This window comes from Bradyrhizobium embrapense (assembly GCF_001189235.2).
Lineage (GTDB): Bacteria > Pseudomonadota > Alphaproteobacteria > Rhizobiales > Xanthobacteraceae > Bradyrhizobium > Bradyrhizobium embrapense.
Window position 1 is genome coordinate 916,709 of record NZ_LFIP02000003.1, and the last position, 15,477, is coordinate 932,185.

The following is a 15,477-nucleotide window of genomic DNA, read 5'->3' on the forward strand; positions in this document are numbered from 1 at the left end:
TGGCGCGGTTTGACGCGAGTGGTACGGCGAAAATAAGAGAAGCGGCCGCAGAGACCCAAATCCGGGATCGAAACCGCGACTCGAGGCGGGGACCTTGGGGCCGATAACGTCGCTGTTACCGTCTCAGCCGCCTGATCTGCTGCTGCCGGCTTTCGATCGGTTGCCGCACGGTCGCCGAAGCCGTGCAGGCTTGGCTCAATCGCTTTCTTTCCTGCCAGGGCCGCACCACGTTGAGCCACAGCTCGCGCATGCCCATGATCGAGATCGAGATCCCGAACGGGATCAGGAAATAGAGGATACGGAACACGACCAGCGTCGCCAGCAATTGCTCCTTGCTGAACTCCGGCAGCGCCACCAGCATCGCAGCGTCGAACACGCCGATCGAGCCGGGGGCGTGGCTCGCAAAGCCGAGCAGCGTCGCCAGGATGAACACCACCGCCAGCGAGACGAAGTCGATATGCGGCTCGGTCGGCATCAAGAGATACATCGCGAGCGCGCAGAAGCCGAGATCGACCACGCCGATGATGATCTGCAGCAGCGTCAGCTTGGCCGAGGGCAGCACCACCTTCCAGCCGTTCTGGCCGAGCTCGCGGCGCTTCTCGCCGGTCAGGAGCCAGACGAAATAGGTGCCGATGCCGGCAAGGCAGCCGAGCGCGATCAGCCGGTTCATCGCCGGCGGCAGCAGGTCCATCGCCGATGCCGCCGCGGGGTGCCAGGCCATGCCGAAGCCGAGCACGAACAGATTGCCGAGCCAGAAGGTCAGGCCCGAGAGGAAGCAGATCTTGGCGACGTCGATCGCCGAAAGCCCGTAGTCGGAATAGATCCGGAAGCGGATCGCACCGCCGGTAAAAACGGTGGCGCCGATATTGTGGCCGATCGTGTAGCTGGTGAAGCTCGACAGCGCTGCGATGCGGTAGGGGACGTGGGTCTTGCCGATCGTGCGTAGCGCGAAGAAGTCATAGAAGGTCAGCGTGCAGAATGCTCCGACCACGCAGAGCGCCGCCAGCGCGATCCGGTGCGGCGCGATGTCGGTCAGCGCGGTGAGGATGATACCGGTGTCGACGCCCTTCAGGGTGTGGACCAGCGTCGTGAGCGCGAACACGATGATGAGCACGCTCGCAGCGATCCCGAGCCGTTTCCAGCCGATCTTTTCCTTGAAGCCACGCCCAAGCGTGGTCAGCAGCCGAAGCATTCATCCTCCCGGCAGGGACAATTTCAGTGGGACCCGGTCACGGACGGCGACGGGTGACGGGCAAACGCACCGTACGCGATGACCCATAAGGCAAAACCGATGCGTTGTGCAGCCCTTGACAAGCCAACCTTCGGCCCCCGTCCAGCGTTGTTGTCATACTGGCTACATATGTTCTCGTTCTTCGGAATGTGAGTCGCAGCCATGTCGTCGGCCGCGACGGCAGCACTGCATGTTCCGCCGCCTTTCAGTCGTTCCTGACGATTTCGTAGGCTTTTTTTGCCGATTTTGCCGCCGTCGCAGCGCCACTGCGGGGCCGTCGGAGCGGAGCGAATAGACGCTATGCATCAGCGTGGGGGAGGTCCGGGCCGGCTGCGGCGTTTACCAAGGCGTGAAGTCGATGTGCGCATCTGCGTGATCGGGCTGTGGACCGCTGTTCGGGCCGGAATGAGGCACCCGGAGGGCGGTCCGTAGGTCTATTGAGGCAAAACGCCGCGCAACATCGCTGCGGCCGCGCGGTCCGGGCGCCACGAGGATACCACACTTCGACCGATGACGAAATATCCTTGAGCAACGAAGGCCTATCTCTCGGATTGGTTGCCGAGAAGCGAGGTCACGACCATGCAACAGACATCCCTGAACCTCCGGCGCATGCCGGACCCGCGTGCGAGGTCGCATCAGTCGTCGACCGGGCTCGCGGCGACGTTGACGCTCGCCGCGATGAGTCTCGGTTACGGCGTCGTGCAACTCGACGTCACCATCGTCAACACCGCGCTCAACGCCATCGGCGGCTCGCTCGGCGGCGGCGTCGCCGAGCTGCAATGGGTGGTGAGCGCCTACACCATCGCCTTTGCCGCCTTCATCCTGACCGCGGGCGCGCTCGGCGACCGGATCGGCGCCAAGCGCGTTTTCATGGCCGGCTTTGCCATCTTCACCGCGGCGTCGGTTGCGTGCGCGATCGCGCCTGATGCCGTGACGCTGATCGCCGCGCGCTGCGTGCAGGGGCTGGCCGCGGCCATCCTGGTGCCGAACTCGCTCGCGCTGCTGCGCCACGCCTATGCGGACGAGAAGGCGCGGGGACGTGCGGTCGGCATCTGGGCCGCAGGCGCGAGCCTTGCGCTGACCGCCGGCCCGTTCGTCGGCGGCGGACTGATCACGCTGGTCGGCTGGCGCGCGATCTTCCTGGTCAATCTGCCGATCGGCCTCGCCGGCCTCTGGCTCGCCTGGCGCTTTGCCGGCGAAACCACGCGCCATCAGCAGCATCGGCTCGATCTGCCGGGACAGATTGCGGCGATCGCCGCACTCGGCACGCTGGCCGGCGCGCTCATCGAGGGCGGCGCGCTCGGCTGGAGCAGCCCGTTGGTGGTCGCAGGCTTCGGCCTGGCGGCCGCCTTCTCCGTGCTGTTCGTCTGGCGTGAGGCGTGCGCCGCGCAGCCGATGCTGCCGCTCTCGCTGTTCAGCCACAGGATGTTTGCCCTGACCGCGCTGGTCGGCCTGCTGGTGAACGTTGCGTTCTACGGGTTGATCTTCGTGCTCAGCCTCTACTTCCAGCAGGTCAACGGGCTGTCGGCATTCGCCACCGGCCTCGCTTTCGTGCCGATGCTCGGCGCCGTGCTGCCCGCCAATTTGATCGCGCCGCTTGTCGCCGAGCGCATCGGCGCGCCGCGGACGATCGCGCTCGGCGCCGCGATCTCGGGCGCCGGATGCGTGGCGATGCTGTTCATCGGTCCCGCCACCAGCTATCTCGCGATCTGCCTGCAACTGCTCGCGATCAGCGGCGGCCTCGGCCTGCTGGTGCCGCCGCTGACATCGACGCTGCTCGGCAGCGCCGAGCCGCAGCATGCCGGGATCGCGGCCGGGGTGCTGAATGCGACGCGGCAGACCGGCAGCGTGCTTGGTGTCGCGCTGTTCGGCTCGATGGTCGGCCGCTCCGCGGCCTTCATCGCCGGCCTGCATGCGGCGCTCGTGATCTCCGCCGGCGTATTGCTTGCCGCTGCCGTGCTGATCTGGATCGGCGCATCATCACAAGCGCGGCAATGAGCGAGGCGGTCGTTGCGCGGTCGCGGCGCGGCAACTAGGCTTGCGCCGTAGGGGACTGTCGCCGAGGGGGCTGATCGGATGCCTGCGCCAATCGACCGTCGTCTGTTGCTGCGCCGCGTCGCCATGCTCGGGGCCTCGCTGCCATTTGCCAACCTGATCGGTCCGGCCCGCGGAGCGGCGCCCGCCCTGATCGCGCGCCGGGTGTTCTTCGACAATCCCGATTACATCAATATCCGCCTCAGCCCGGACGGGACGCAGCTGTCCTGGGTCGCGCCGCTCGACGGCGTGAACAATCTCTGGGTCGCCCCGCTGTCCGATCTCAAGGCGGCGCGGGCGGTGACCCGCGTCACCGATCGCAACATCTCGGCCGAATATCGCTGGGCGCATACCAACCGCCATATGGTGTTCTTCCGCGAGCGCGACGGCGACGAGAACTGGCGTGCCGCCAGCGTCGACATCACCGACGGGAAGATCGTGCCGTTGACGCCGGAGACCGGCGTCCGAGCGTTCCTGCAGGAGGCCGATCGCAAGTTTCCCGAGGAGATGCTGCTGCGGCATAACCAGCGCGACAAGCGCTATTTCGACATGTTCCGCGTCAACGTCGTGACCGGCGCCAGCGAACTCGCCTACGAGAACCACGATTATGTCGCGCTGATCACCGACAGCACATTCCAGCTGCGGCTGGCGTCGCGCCTGATCGCCGACGGCTCCGCCGAGGTGTTCGAGCGCCATCCGGACGGCAACTGGGTGCCGTTCATGACGGTGCCGATCGCCGAGACCGATACGACCCAGCTGCTGGATTTCAGCGAGGACGGCAAGACGCTGTACCTGATCGACTCGCGCGGCCGCGACAAGGCGGCGTTGTTCGCCCTCGACATGGCGACGCGCCAGACCACGCTGCTTGCTGCCGATGACGATGCCGACATCGTGCGGGCGATCTTCGACGAGCATCGCCGGCCGTTGGCGGCGCTGGCGATCTCGGACCGGATGCGCTGGCACGCCGTCGATCAAAGCGTCGCCAACGACCTCGCCGATCTCGGCCGCTACGGCGCCGGCGACATCAGTTTCGTCAGCAACAGCGACGATCTTCGGCTCGGCACGGTCCATTTCGAGCGCGACACCGAGAGCGGTGAATTCGCGCTGCTCGACCGCAAGACGCGCGAGGTGCGCAAGCTGTTCACCCAGCGCCGTGCGCTCGATGGTCTCGCGTTGCGCAAGCTCGAGCCGGTCGTGATCCCCGCGCGCGATGGCCTGCGCCTCAACGGCTATTTGACCCGGCCGGTCGAAGCCGCGTCCGGGGTGGTGCCGCTGGTGCTGGTGATCCATGGCGGGCCGTATTACCGCGACACCTGGGGGTTCAGCCCGGTCCATCAATGGCTCGCCAACCGCGGCTATGCGGTGCTTGCCGTCAACTACCGGGGTTCGACCGGTTTCGGCAAAGCCTTCGTCACGGCTGCCGACCACGAATGGGGCGGCAAGATGCACGACGACCTGATCGATGCGGTCGATTGGGCGATCGCGCAAGGCATCGCCGATCCGAAGCGCGTCGGCTTCTTCGGCGGCAGCTATGGCGGCTATTCGGCGCTGGTCGCCGCGACCAGGACGCCCGATGTCTTCGCCTGCATCGTCGATCTGTTCGGCATCTCCAATCTCGTCACCTTCATGGCGACGATCCCGCCCTATTGGGGTCCGTGGATCAGCGTCTGGAAAAACAGGCTCGGCGATCCCGGCACCGAGGCCGGGCGCGCGTTCCTGGTCGAACGTTCGCCGCTGACCCATATCGAGCGTGCGGTGAAACCGATCTTGATCGCGCAGGGTATGCGTGACGTCAGGGTTGTGGCGGCCGAGTCCGAGCAGATGGTCAACGCGCTCAAGCAGCGTGGCGTGCCCGTGACGTACATCACATTCGCTGACGAGGGGCACGGTTTTGTGCGGCCGGAAAATCGGCTCGCCTTCTACGGCGTCACCGAAGCATTCCTCGCCAAACATCTCGGCGGCGGTTGCCAGCCGATCGGAAACGATTTCTCCGGCTCCTCGCTCAAGGTCGAGACCGGGGCCGAGCTGGTGCCCGGGTTACGCGGCTGAGACGAACTGCACCGGTGGATTGCCGTTGTTCCTGATTGTCTCGCGTGCGTTCAAGGCTTTTTCACCATGCGTGGACCCTTGCTGCGGTGCGGTTACCGTTCGTACACGAATGCACCTGTTCTTATAGGTCCATAAATGGGGCCTATAATGTATCGCGTTCTCACCTGTCTCACCCTGGAACATGACTGGCGGTTGGTCGTCCTCGGTGGGGTGATCTGTCTGCTCGCCAGCGCCGTCGCGATTAGCCTGTTTCACCGCGCCCGCGCGGCAGAGGGACGATCCCGCGAGGTCTGGATCGGTCTCGATGCGGCGGTCGGCGGTTGCGGCATCTGGGCCACCCATTTCGTCGCCATGCTGGCGTACGATCCCGGCATCGAGGCCGGATACAACATACCGATCACGCTGCTGTCGCTGGTGCTCGCGGTTGCGATCCTGGCCGTCGGCCTCGCGGTCGCAACGCTCAACGAACGCTGGTGGACGGTCGCGGCCGGTGGCGCGATCGTCGGCGCCGGTGTCGCGGCGATGCATTACACCGGCATGCTCGGACTGGAACTGCCTGCGCGCATCGTCTGGTCGCCTGGCATCGTCGCGGCGTCGATCGTATTCGGCAGCCTGTTCGGCGCGCTCGCGCTCATCGTTGCCGCGCGCGGCGAACGGTTCGGTCTTACGGCTGCCGCGACCGGCCTTCTGACCATCGCGATCGTCTCGCATCACTTCACCGCGATGGGCGCGGTGACGCTCGTTCCGGATCCGACCATCGTTCCCGACGGACTTACGGTCTCGCCGCGCGTGCTGTCGTTCATGACCGCGGTTGCGGCCTTCGCGATCCTCGGCCTGTCGCTGGTCGCCTCGATCCTAGATCGCCGCGCCAAGACCGAGCTGCACAAGCAGAAGGTGGTGCTGGATACCGCGCTCGAGAACATGTCGCAGGGACTGTGCATGTTCGATGCCGATGGCCGCATCATGCTGTTCAACGAGCGCTACAGCGAGATCATGGGGCGCAACCGCGTCCCGCTGCAGGGACGCCTGTTGATCGACGTGCTGCAGGACCTGCATTCGGTCGGTGAGTGGGACGGCGATCCCGAGGAATTCTGCAACGCGCTCATCGCCGAGGCAAGGGCCGGCCACAGCGCGACGCGGATCGTCAGCCGCAACGAACGCGCGATTCGCGTCGTCGATCAGCCGATGAAGGGTGGCGGCTGGGTCGCGACCTTCGAGGACATCACCGAATGGCAGCAGGCCCAGGAACAGATTTCACACATGGCGCGGCATGACGCGCTGACCAATCTGCCGAACCGGACGCTGTTCCGCGAGCAGCTCGAGAAGGCTTCGAGACTGGCCAAGCGCTCCGACCAGCTGGCGGTGCTCTGCCTCGATCTCGATCATTTCAAGGAGATCAACGACACGCTCGGACATCCGATCGGCGATGCGCTGTTGCGCGAGGTTGCGCGGCGGCTCGGCGAATGCGTGACCGAGCACGACACCGTGGCGCGGCTCGGCGGCGACGAGTTCGCCATCGTGCAGTTCTGCAGCAACTGCGAGCCGTCGGTGGTGTCGTCGCTGGCAAGCGCGGTGGTGGAGCGGATCGCCGCACCCTATGAGATCGGGGGCCATCAGCTCGTGATCGGCGTCAGCATCGGCATCTCGCTCGCGCCCGAGGACGGCAAGGATCCCGACGAGCTGCTGCAAAAGGCGGATCTGGCGCTGTACCGCGCCAAGGCCGACGGCCGCGGCACCTATCGGTTCTTCGAGACCGGGATGGATGCGCGCGCGCAGGCGCGTCGCCTGCTCGAGCGTGACCTGCGGCTCGCGCTCCAGCGCGACGAGTTCGAGGTCTATTATCAACCGATCCGCGATGTCGTGGGCGATCGGGTCGTCGCCTTCGAGGCGCTGGTGCGCTGGAATCATTCGCTGCGCGGGCTGATCGCACCGAACAATTTCATCCCGGTCGCCGAGGAGACCGGGCTGATCGTTCCGCTGGGCGAGATCGTGCTGCGCAAGGCCTGCGCGGAGGCGCTGAGATGGCCCGCGGACATCGCGGTCGCCGTCAACCTGTCTCCGGTGCAGTTCAAGAACCCTAGTCTGGTGTCGTCGGTGAAGGCGGCGCTGGCGGCGTCCGGCCTGTCGCCGGATCGGCTCGAGCTCGAGATCACCGAATCGGTGCTGCTGCAGAATAGCGAGGCGACGCTCGCGGTGCTGCACGAGCTGCGTGGCTTCGGGGTCCGCATCTCGCTGGACGATTTCGGCACCGGCTATTCCTCGCTGAGCTATCTGCGCAGCTTCCCGTTCGACAAGATCAAGATCGACCGTTCCTTCGTGACGGACCTTGCGACGCGCGAGGACTCGATGGCGATCGTGCGCGCCGTCACCGGTCTCGGCAAGAGCCTCGGCATCGTCACCACCGCCGAGGGGGTCGAGACCGATACCCAGTTCGACCTGCTGCGCCAGGAAGGCTGCACGCAGGCGCAGGGCTACCTGTTCAGCCCGCCGCGGCCAGCGGCTGAGGTCGCCAAGATGTTGCACCGGGTGCCCGAGCGCTCGGTCGCCTGATCTGGAAGAGGGGCGCGGCGCTCAGCTCTTGCGCAGGGCAAAATAGGCGCCGCAGAACGCCATCACCGCGCCGAGGCATAGCGCGGCGAGGCCGGCGAGCACGGCGGAAATGGTCGAGACCGCGCTCGGCGCCGACGCGGCCTGGCCGGCGCCGGCCAGCATCAGCACGCCGACGACGATCAGGAACTGCCGCATCCGCTGCGGGATCTGGCCGGCCACCGCGCTGTGCATCAGATTGGCGGTGAAGTAGCCGCCCGAAAATCCGACGCTCGCGATCAGCCACCAGGCGATCGCCGCGCCTGCCGGCATGAACTCGTGGCTATCGGAGCGCCACAGGCCGCCGAGATCGAGCCCGTAGCGCGCGCCGAGCATGTGCACGGCAAGCGCCAGCAGCACGCCGGATATCATCGCGCCGCCGAGGATGAGGTAACGCGGAAAATAGGTCGTCTCGGGCATGGCTCGCTTGTAGGATAGGCGTGACATCCCATGCAAGCGCGCGGATGTGTCGGAACAGGTGGGACGGCGGATTGCCAACAACGTTGCAGGACCGGTCTGACGCAGGTGAGGGCCCGCCGGTGCGCTATGCCTACAAGGCCTCATTGGTCGGCTCGGCGCACCAGTTCGAGCTGACCGGGGAGGGGCTGTCGTGGCGGATCGCCGGCAGGTCGGGCGTGTGGGAATACGCCGACATCTCCGGCGTGAAACTGTCCTACCGTCCGGTCTCCATGCAGCAGCAGCGGTTTCGCGCCGACATCGACAACGCCAAGGGCGGCCGGATCGCGATCCTGTCGACCACCTGGCAGACCGCGACGCTGGTTGCGCCGCAAGGGCATCTCTACCGCGACTTCATCGTCGAACTGCATCGCCGCATGCAGGCGGCGGGCAGTACGGCTCGGCTGGTCGGAGGCCTCGGGCCGAAGACATATACTGCCGCGCTGGCGCTGCTGGCGTGGCTTGCGGTGGCAATGACCGGATTGCTGGTGATGGCGCTGCTGGCTGCGAACTGGATGGGCGCGCTGTTCCTGGTCGGCTTCGCCGCGCTGTTCGCCTGGCAGGTCGGCGGCTTCGTCGGCCGCAACCGGCCGCGGCGCTACGGCTTCGATCAATTGCCCGATGCGCTGTTGCCGAAGGAGAGTTGCAATCAGTGAGGCGGCCGCTCTCGCGGACGGACTGTAAGTGGGCTGTAAGCAACGTGCTGTAAAGTCAGCAGCAGATTTGCTTTCAGCTGGGAGTGTCAGATGACAATCCGGACCCCCATCCTGGCTTTATGCCTTGTGCTCTCGAGCATCCCACCGGCGCTTTCCAAAGGCGGCAGCGTAGGCAACAAGCATGATCCGCTTGATCCCAGTCACGTCAATGCTTTGCCGCTCGATGTGCGGCAATATGTTGCTGGAATTTGCAAGGGCCGGCCTGTCGCGCAGCACGACTTTGCGACCTACTCACCGCAGGAAAAGCGCTGGCGGATCAACCTCGAATATCTGCAGTGCGGCGTGATCGGGGAATATCGCAGGGGCAACCAGTGCCTCGATGTCGACTTCGTCGCCGACGGCGCGCATTTTCGTCTGGTGAGAAAGACGTATGCAGCCTGTGGCTTTTGATGTCCTGATGCTGCGACGTCACTCCGTCGAATCAAAATCCTCTTCGGTCGCGCTCAGCATTCCCGCCAAGGTCCGCAGGCCGATGTCGAGTTGCTCCATCGGCGGCGCGGCGAGCGCGAGCCGCACCGCATTGGGCGCGTGTCCCGGCGTTGCGGCGAAGGTGGTCGATGGCGTCAGCGCGATGTCGCGGCGCGCCGCGGCCGCGACCAGGGTCTGCGAGCGCCAGTGCGGCGGCAAGGTCAGCCACAGATGATAGGACTTCGGGTTGGTCTGGATCTCGAAACCGGCCAGATGCTTGGCCGCGATCTGCTGGCGGCGGCCGGCGTCGATCCGTTTCAGCCGTGACAGTTCGGCCGCGGTGCCGTCGGCCATCAGCCGCTGCCCTGCGGCGAAGGCGTAGCCCGACGCGGTCCAGCCGCCCGAGCGCACTGCGGCCATGACGTTTTCGCGCAGCCGCGGCGGCGGGACGATGAAGCCGAGTGCGAGGCCGGGCGCGACCTTCTTCGACAGGCTGTCGAGCACGATGCAGCTGTCCGGCGCGAGCGCGGCCAGCGGCACCTCGTCGTCGAGGAATCCATAGACGCCATCCTCGATGACGATGAGGCCGAGCTTCTCCACCACGCGCAACAGCTCGGCGCGCCGCTCGACCGGCATCGTGATGCTGAGCGGGTTCTGGATCGTGGGCTGCACGTAGATCGCGGACAGATGCGCCTCGCGGTGGGCCTTCTGCACCGCGTCGGGACGCACGCCGTGCTCGTCCATCGCAAGCGGCACCAGCGCGATGCCGAGCCGTGCGGCAATGCCCTTCACGAACGGATAGGTCAGCGCCTCGACGCCGCAGCGTCCGCCGGGCGGCACCACGGCGGCTAGCGCGGCGGCGATGCATTGCCGGCCGTTGGCGGTGAATACGATCTGGTCGGGATTCGGAGTCCAGCTCTTGCGCGCCAGGAATTCCGCGGAGATCGTGCGCGCCGCCCGCGTGCCGAAACTGGTCGCCGGCCGCAGCGCGCCCTCGAGCACCTCGGGCCGCTCCAGCCCTTCCAGGCTCTTGGCGATCATCGTCGCCTGATGCGGCAGCAGCGGATAGTTGAATTCGAGATCGATGCGGGCGCCACGCGGTTCGGGCGGGGCGACGTTGCCGCGGCGCGCCTCGCCGGACACGAAGGTGCCGCGGCCGACTTCACCGACCACGAGCCCGCGCCGGAGCAACTCGGTGTAGACCCGGCTCGCGGTCGAGACTGCGATGTTGCGGTCATAGGCGAAATGGCGTTGCGGCGGCAGGCGGTCGCCCGCCTTCAGCGCGCCGCTGGCGATCTCGGCGGCCACCGCATCCGCCAGCTTCAGATATTCGAACCTCGACATTATTGCACCGAGAGCAATGTTTTACTTGCTCCGAGCAATGTACCGGATCATTTAAGGGGGAACAAGCCCATGATTGTACCGAGGAGTGCGCAGGCAATCCGAGGTCTGACGGCCCAGGTGCTGAAACCGCATTTGTGTCAACGGCATAGCTTTGCCGTTTGGGCCTCGAAGGAGATGACAATGACGACGATATCCTCAACCGCCGCAGCGCCCGTGCGGTCCAGCACGTTGGTCGGATTGCTCCGATTGCTCCGGGTGTTGGGCGATGCACTCGCGACCTATTGGGTGCGCCGGGAGGCGATCAAGACGCTGCGCCAGCTCGACGACCGGACGCTGCGCGATATCGGAATCTCGCGCTGCCAGATCGAGCCGGCCGTCGCCGGCGAACTCGACATTGACCTGGTGCGGATTCGCTAAACAGCAGCGTGATGCGCCGGAGCGAGACGGGTTCAGGATTGGCCCTGTCCTGCGCTGGCGAAACAGACGGCGCATCCGATCGGAGTGCCGGCCTCGCGTGATCGGAGCGATCGCATCGCGGCCGATCCCGACGGTTCGTGGTGCGGCTTTGCAACGATCAGTATTTGAGTACGGCGAAGTTCTGTTCAGGTGGGTCGCCCCGCACACTTGCCGCCGGTTGCGGAATTCACCGAAACTACACCAAAGAAGCGGAACAATCCCGGTTTGTGCCCGCCGTCGCTCCAAGGTTGTGGCGCTCTATGCTAGCGTAATAGTTGCGTACGCTAGCGTTGTAGTTGGGGACCGATGGCCGCTCGCAAATTGTCGCAAGGGCAGGCCTCGACCCGGGAAGCGCGTCGCCGCTGGCACGAGGAGCGGTCGCTGCGCTGCGCCATCAGGCTGGCCCGCATGGGCTACTGGGAGTCGCAGAGCGCCGCTGCGACCGATCTCTGGATTTCGCCCGAGCTCGCAGCCTTCTACCAATTCGAGACGGTCGACGGCTACGTCCCGATCGCGACGGTGCGCGCACGCTATTTGCCCGAAAGCCGGAAGCTTCTGGAGACGCATTACGCGGCCTGCTGGGCGGAGGGCCAGCCCTATGCCGTGCGGACGCGGCTGCGCAGTCCCGATGGCAGCCTGCTTGACTGCGTGGTGCATGGCGAGCCGGAATTCGACGCGCGCGGTCAGGTTCGGCGCGTGTCCGGCATTGTCCGCGACGTCACCGAGGAGACCTCGGCGCTGCGGCGCCTGGCGGAGAGCGAGCAACGGCTGGCCGACTTTGTCTCGACCGCCTCGGACTGGTGCTGGGAGAGCGACGCCGCCCATCGGCTGCTGCCCTATCCCAAATCGCTCGACGGCAATGCCGCTTTCCAGACGATCGCGTCCGGTGGAAGTGCGCGCTGGGAGCTCGCCTATGCGCCTGAAGACGAAGAGGGCATGGCGCGGCACCGGGCCGACATGGAGGCGCACCGCCCTTTCCGCGACTTCACCTATACGGTGATCGGCCAGGACGGATCGCGCGTCAGCATCTGCACCAGTGGCAAGCCGATCTTCGCCGATGATGGCAGCTTTCTCGGTTATCGCGGCACGGCCAGCGACATCACCCAGCTCAGGGCGGCCAAGGCCTTGCTCGACCAACGCACGCGGGCGCTGGAGGAAGCCCACCGGCTCGGCAAGATCGGCACCTGGAGCTACCGGCTCGACACCGGCCGCACGGTCTGGGCGATCGAGCTCTATCAGCTGCTCGGCTTCGACTCCGATACCTTCGAACCGACCGACGAGAACATCGGGCCGCGTTTCCTGGGCAACGACGCCGATCGCTTCCGCGATGTGCAGAGGAGGGTGCTCCGCACCCGCAGAACCGAGGCCACCGATCTGCGCATCCTGCACGCTGACGGCAGCGCCCGCGATCTGGCAGTGATCTGCAAGGCGGAGGTGGCCCACGACAAGGTCGTCGGCATCATCGGCACCGTGCAGGACGTCACCGAGCGCAAGGAGGCTGAGCGCCAGCTCGAACAGCTCGCCTACAGCGATCCTTTGACCGGCCTTGCCAACCGCGCGCTGTTCACGCGCCAGCTCGCCGCCTTGATCGAGGGCTGCGCTCGCGACGACCGCGGTGCCGCGCTGCTGCTGATCGACCTCGATCGCTTCAAGGAGGTCAACGATTCCCTCGGCCATGCCGCCGGCGACAAATTGCTGATCCAGGTAGCGGCCGCGCTGCGGCAGGAGCTCGGGCCGCGCGCCTTCATCGCGCGGCTCGGCGGCGACGAATTCGCCGTGCTGGCGGAAGGATGCGGCATGTCCGATGCCGCGCTGACCGGGCTTGCCGATCGACTCATCGCCAAGCTGTCCGTGCCCGTCGATCTCGCCGAGGGTGAAGCCGTCGTCGGCGCCACCATCGGCATTGCCCGTCTGCCGGAGCATGGGGCGACTGCGGAGGCCGCCGTGCGCAACGCGGACCTCGCGCTCTACATGGCCAAGGAAGCCGGGCGCGGCCGCGCACAACTGTTCGAGCCGGTTTATGCGCAGGCCGTCGATCAAAGGCTCGACCTCGGCCGGCATCTGCGCCATGCGGTGGAGACCGGCGCCCTCGAGGCCCATTACCAGCCGCAGCTCGACCTGCGGACCGGCAGCGTCACCGGCTTCGAAGCGCTGCTGCGCTGGACCCATCCCGAGCGCGGGCCGATCTCGCCGGCCGAGTTCATCCCGATCGCCGAAAGCTCGGGGCTCATCGTCGATCTCGGCCAGTGGGTGCTGCGTGAGGCCTGCCGGCAGGGCCGCGCCTGGCTCGATGCCGGGTTGCCGCCGCGCTCCGTCTCGGTCAACGTCTCGCCGGCGCAGATCTGGAACGTGGATTTCGAGACGATCGTCTCGGCCGTGCTGGGGGAGACCGGCTTTCCCGCGAAGCTGCTCTGCCTCGAGCTCACCGAAAGCCTGTTTGTCGATCATAGCGAGCAGCGCATCAGCCGCACGCTGACCGCGCTCTCCGGTCTCGGCGTCCGCCTCGCGCTCGACGATTTCGGCTCCGGCTATTCCTCGCTCGGCTACCTGACGCGGCTGCCGTTCCATTGGCTGAAGGTGGACCGTGCCTTCGTGGACGGCATCTCCACCGCACCGGAGAAGCGCAAGTTGCTCGGCGGCATCATCGCGCTGTCGCACGGGCTCGGCATGACGGTGGTGGCGGAGGGCGCCGAATTGCCAGCCGAAGTGGACGTGCTCGGCACCCTCGACTGCGACCTCGTGCAGGGCTTCGTGTTTTCCCCGCCCGTCACCGCCGACCAGGCGCCGCTGGTCGCCGCCGGCATCGAGCGCGAGGCACGCCGGATCGAGCCGAAACGGAATCGCCTTTAGGTGCAATTGTCCTCGGCAATGCGGTTCACCGGCTACGAAAAACAAGTCGAGCAGTGGCCTAACGCGCCTCCGCGGCAATGCGATAGGCTTGATGGCAGGCAACGCAATTCCTCATCGTATCGGCAAGCGTCTTGTTGATTTTTGCCGTCGGCGCGCGCGCAGCCGCTTCCTCGGCGATCTGGTCAAAGCCGCTGCGGACCGAGCCGATCATCGCTTTCCAGGCGTCGCTCTCTTTGGCGGCCAAGGTGGGCGGGCGGGCCAGTGCGGCATTGGCCTTGCGGCCGCGTGCCGCTGCCTCGCGTGCGACCAGATCCAGATCGCCCGAGCCAAGCCCTTCCTCGATTTCCACCACGGTGGTCAGGAACAGTCGCATCTGCTCCAGCACGAAAGCTCTCTCCGCCTCCGTTCGTTGCACGGGCTCTCGTGTATCGGTCGGCTGCTCAGCCCCTGCCGGAGGCGCAATTGCGCCAAGCAATGCAAAGACGGCGATGACGATCGGGGCGATCCGAGAATGCATGGTGCCTGTCCTTCGATTAACGCCGGGCATGATCGAGCCGATAAGCGGCGATGGACCGCTCGCCGCGGCGAGCATTGTCTGGTGCCGGATCATTTTCGTTCCACCAGAAGGGCTCGACAGTCCGATTCGCCGACATTTTCAGCCGTATGCGAGGAAGTTAAAGGGCCCGCGCTGGCAACTCCGGCCTTGTTCTTCAGTTCGCGCGCCGTGCCGTCCGGATTGTGGACTCGCACGGTGCAATCCTCGAGCGCGTAGACCACGAAAGGATTCGGGTGTGAATGCGGCTTGTCCGTCGCACCTTTCTTCCAGGTCGCCGTGATCACACGGAAGTTTTGATCTTCGAAGATGACCTTATAGACCGTCGGGTCGGCTTGATAGGAGGGAGGAGCGTCCTGCCCCGCAGCCGAGCCGATCCAGATCGCAGCAATCCCAAGTGCAAACATCGAACGTCTGACCATGATCAAATCCTATGCGGAAGAAATTTCGGGTAGTCGCTAAAGCAGACCTTGGGCGGCGGCATCGTCGCGATCAACCTGTCGCTGCCGGACAATCGACAACTCCCTGCTGCACGCAGCGAAGTTGTCTGTGCCCGCGCCGATTCCGAACATTCCACAGAATCGGCGATCTTCCTCGGCAACCGTCCGCACGAGGTCATCGCGCGCAGCGGCGCGCATGGCAGGACCCGCGATGAACATGGCGTACAGGCCAAAGGCAGCCAGGATCGCAATGAGCACAGCATATGCAAGCGAACGGAGCGGCACGGCAGTTGAGCCGTGCCCGCCGCTGTTGATTTCGGTCATCGAAATTTTCCCTAACTAAAAGAAAATTGA

Annotated in this window: 13 protein-coding genes; 7 read left to right on the forward strand and 6 right to left on the reverse strand. The window is 65.8% G+C overall.

All coding sequences use genetic code 11. From position 1 onward, the window contains the following. Positions 1-115: 115 nt before the first annotated feature. Positions 116-1,192 (reverse strand): lysylphosphatidylglycerol synthase transmembrane domain-containing protein, encoded by a 1,077-nt coding sequence (locus AKN83_RS18280; RefSeq protein ID WP_050403527.1) that lies wholly within the window; start codon positions 1,190-1,192, stop codon positions 116-118. A 648-nt stretch (positions 1,193-1,840) separates the two neighbouring features. Between AKN83_RS18280 and AKN83_RS18285 the strand changes: the two genes are divergently transcribed. The 3 genes from AKN83_RS18285 (at position 1,841) to AKN83_RS18295 (ending at position 7,864) form a co-directional block, all read left to right on the forward strand. Then, positions 1,841-3,229 carry an MFS transporter gene (locus tag AKN83_RS18285; protein WP_244522024.1) on the forward strand — a complete coding sequence of 463 codons (1,389 nt, stop codon included), beginning with the start codon at positions 1,841-1,843 and terminating at the stop codon, positions 3,227-3,229. 78 nt (positions 3,230-3,307) lie between these two features. Next, positions 3,308-5,314 (forward strand): S9 family peptidase, encoded by a 2,007-nt coding sequence (locus AKN83_RS18290; RefSeq protein ID WP_083992115.1) that lies wholly within the window; start codon positions 3,308-3,310, stop codon positions 5,312-5,314. A gap of 147 nt (positions 5,315-5,461) precedes the next feature. Then, positions 5,462-7,864, forward strand: a complete 2,403-nt coding sequence (locus tag AKN83_RS18295; protein ID WP_050403526.1) for an EAL domain-containing protein — start codon at positions 5,462-5,464, stop codon at positions 7,862-7,864. 21 nt (positions 7,865-7,885) lie between these two features. Here the strand turns inward: AKN83_RS18295 and AKN83_RS18300 are convergent, their stop codons facing one another. Beyond that, a complete protein-coding gene (locus AKN83_RS18300) occupies positions 7,886-8,320 on the reverse strand; it encodes a hypothetical protein (RefSeq protein WP_021077998.1) in 435 nt (144 codons plus the stop codon). A 71-nt stretch (positions 8,321-8,391) separates the two neighbouring features. Between AKN83_RS18300 and AKN83_RS18305 the strand changes: the two genes are divergently transcribed. Continuing rightward, the gene (locus AKN83_RS18305; protein WP_244522013.1) at positions 8,392-9,012 is read left to right on the forward strand and encodes a hypothetical protein; all 621 of its coding nucleotides are present in this window, start codon (positions 8,392-8,394) and stop codon (positions 9,010-9,012) included. A gap of 90 nt (positions 9,013-9,102) precedes the next feature. After that, complete coding sequence (locus AKN83_RS18310) at positions 9,103-9,462, forward strand: hypothetical protein (protein WP_157113437.1); 360 nt, start codon at positions 9,103-9,105, stop codon at positions 9,460-9,462. Positions 9,463-9,480: 18 nt separating this feature from the next. On the opposite strand, the gene AKN83_RS18315 is transcribed toward AKN83_RS18310, so the two are convergent. Beyond that, a complete protein-coding gene (locus AKN83_RS18315) occupies positions 9,481-10,824 on the reverse strand; it encodes an aminotransferase-like domain-containing protein (RefSeq protein WP_050403523.1) in 1,344 nt (447 codons plus the stop codon). Between the two features lie 180 nt (positions 10,825-11,004). On the opposite strand from AKN83_RS18315, the gene AKN83_RS18320 reads away from it, so the two are divergent. Then, complete coding sequence (locus AKN83_RS18320; RefSeq protein ID WP_050403522.1) at positions 11,005-11,241, forward strand: DUF1127 domain-containing protein; 237 nt, start codon at positions 11,005-11,007, stop codon at positions 11,239-11,241. A gap of 345 nt (positions 11,242-11,586) precedes the next feature. After that, positions 11,587-14,130, forward strand: a complete 2,544-nt coding sequence (locus AKN83_RS18325; protein ID WP_050403521.1) for a bifunctional diguanylate cyclase/phosphodiesterase — start codon at positions 11,587-11,589, stop codon at positions 14,128-14,130. Between the two features lie 58 nt (positions 14,131-14,188). Here AKN83_RS18325 and AKN83_RS18330 read toward each other — a convergent pair whose 3' ends face one another. Genes AKN83_RS18330 through AKN83_RS18340 form a run of 3 tightly spaced genes read right to left on the reverse strand, consistent with a single transcriptional unit; the run spans position 14,189 to position 15,447 of the window. After that, on the reverse strand, positions 14,189-14,740 hold the full coding sequence (locus AKN83_RS18330) for a hypothetical protein (protein ID WP_175596493.1): 552 nt from the start codon (positions 14,738-14,740) through the stop codon (positions 14,189-14,191). Further along, a complete protein-coding gene (locus AKN83_RS18335) occupies positions 14,737-15,105 on the reverse strand; it encodes a cupin domain-containing protein (RefSeq protein ID WP_050403659.1) in 369 nt (122 codons plus the stop codon). The genes AKN83_RS18330 and AKN83_RS18335 overlap by 4 nt, the downstream gene beginning before the upstream one ends. A 36-nt stretch (positions 15,106-15,141) precedes the next feature. Next, positions 15,142-15,447, reverse strand: coding sequence for a hypothetical protein (locus AKN83_RS18340; protein WP_050403519.1), 306 nt, complete (start codon positions 15,445-15,447; stop codon positions 15,142-15,144). Between the last annotated feature and the right edge of the window lie 30 nt (positions 15,448-15,477).

Excerpts from the sequence above, each read along its gene's own strand:
- AKN83_RS18335 (WP_050403659.1), bottom strand. The coding sequence starts at position 15,105 with ATGGTCAGACGTTCGATGTTTGCACTTGGGATTGCTGCGATCTGGATC.
- AKN83_RS18340 (WP_050403519.1), bottom strand. The coding sequence starts at position 15,447 with ATGACCGAAATCAACAGCGGCGGGCACGGCTCAACTGCCGTGCCGCTC.
- AKN83_RS18290 (WP_083992115.1), top strand. The coding sequence starts at position 3,308 with ATGCCTGCGCCAATCGACCGTCGTCTGTTGCTGCGCCGCGTCGCCATG.
- AKN83_RS18285 (WP_244522024.1), top strand. The coding sequence starts at position 1,841 with ATGCCGGACCCGCGTGCGAGGTCGCATCAGTCGTCGACCGGGCTCGCG.
- AKN83_RS18325 (WP_050403521.1), top strand. The coding sequence starts at position 11,587 with ATGGCCGCTCGCAAATTGTCGCAAGGGCAGGCCTCGACCCGGGAAGCG.
- AKN83_RS18330 (WP_175596493.1), bottom strand. The coding sequence starts at position 14,740 with ATGATCCGGCACCAGACAATGCTCGCCGCGGCGAGCGGTCCATCGCCG.
- AKN83_RS18320 (WP_050403522.1), top strand. The coding sequence starts at position 11,005 with ATGACGACGATATCCTCAACCGCCGCAGCGCCCGTGCGGTCCAGCACG.
- AKN83_RS18280 (WP_050403527.1), bottom strand. The coding sequence starts at position 1,192 with ATGCTTCGGCTGCTGACCACGCTTGGGCGTGGCTTCAAGGAAAAGATC.
- AKN83_RS18310 (WP_157113437.1), top strand. The coding sequence starts at position 9,103 with ATGACAATCCGGACCCCCATCCTGGCTTTATGCCTTGTGCTCTCGAGC.
- AKN83_RS18315 (WP_050403523.1), bottom strand. The coding sequence starts at position 10,824 with ATGTCGAGGTTCGAATATCTGAAGCTGGCGGATGCGGTGGCCGCCGAG.
- AKN83_RS18300 (WP_021077998.1), bottom strand. The coding sequence starts at position 8,320 with ATGCCCGAGACGACCTATTTTCCGCGTTACCTCATCCTCGGCGGCGCG.
- AKN83_RS18295 (WP_050403526.1), top strand. The coding sequence starts at position 5,462 with ATGTATCGCGTTCTCACCTGTCTCACCCTGGAACATGACTGGCGGTTG.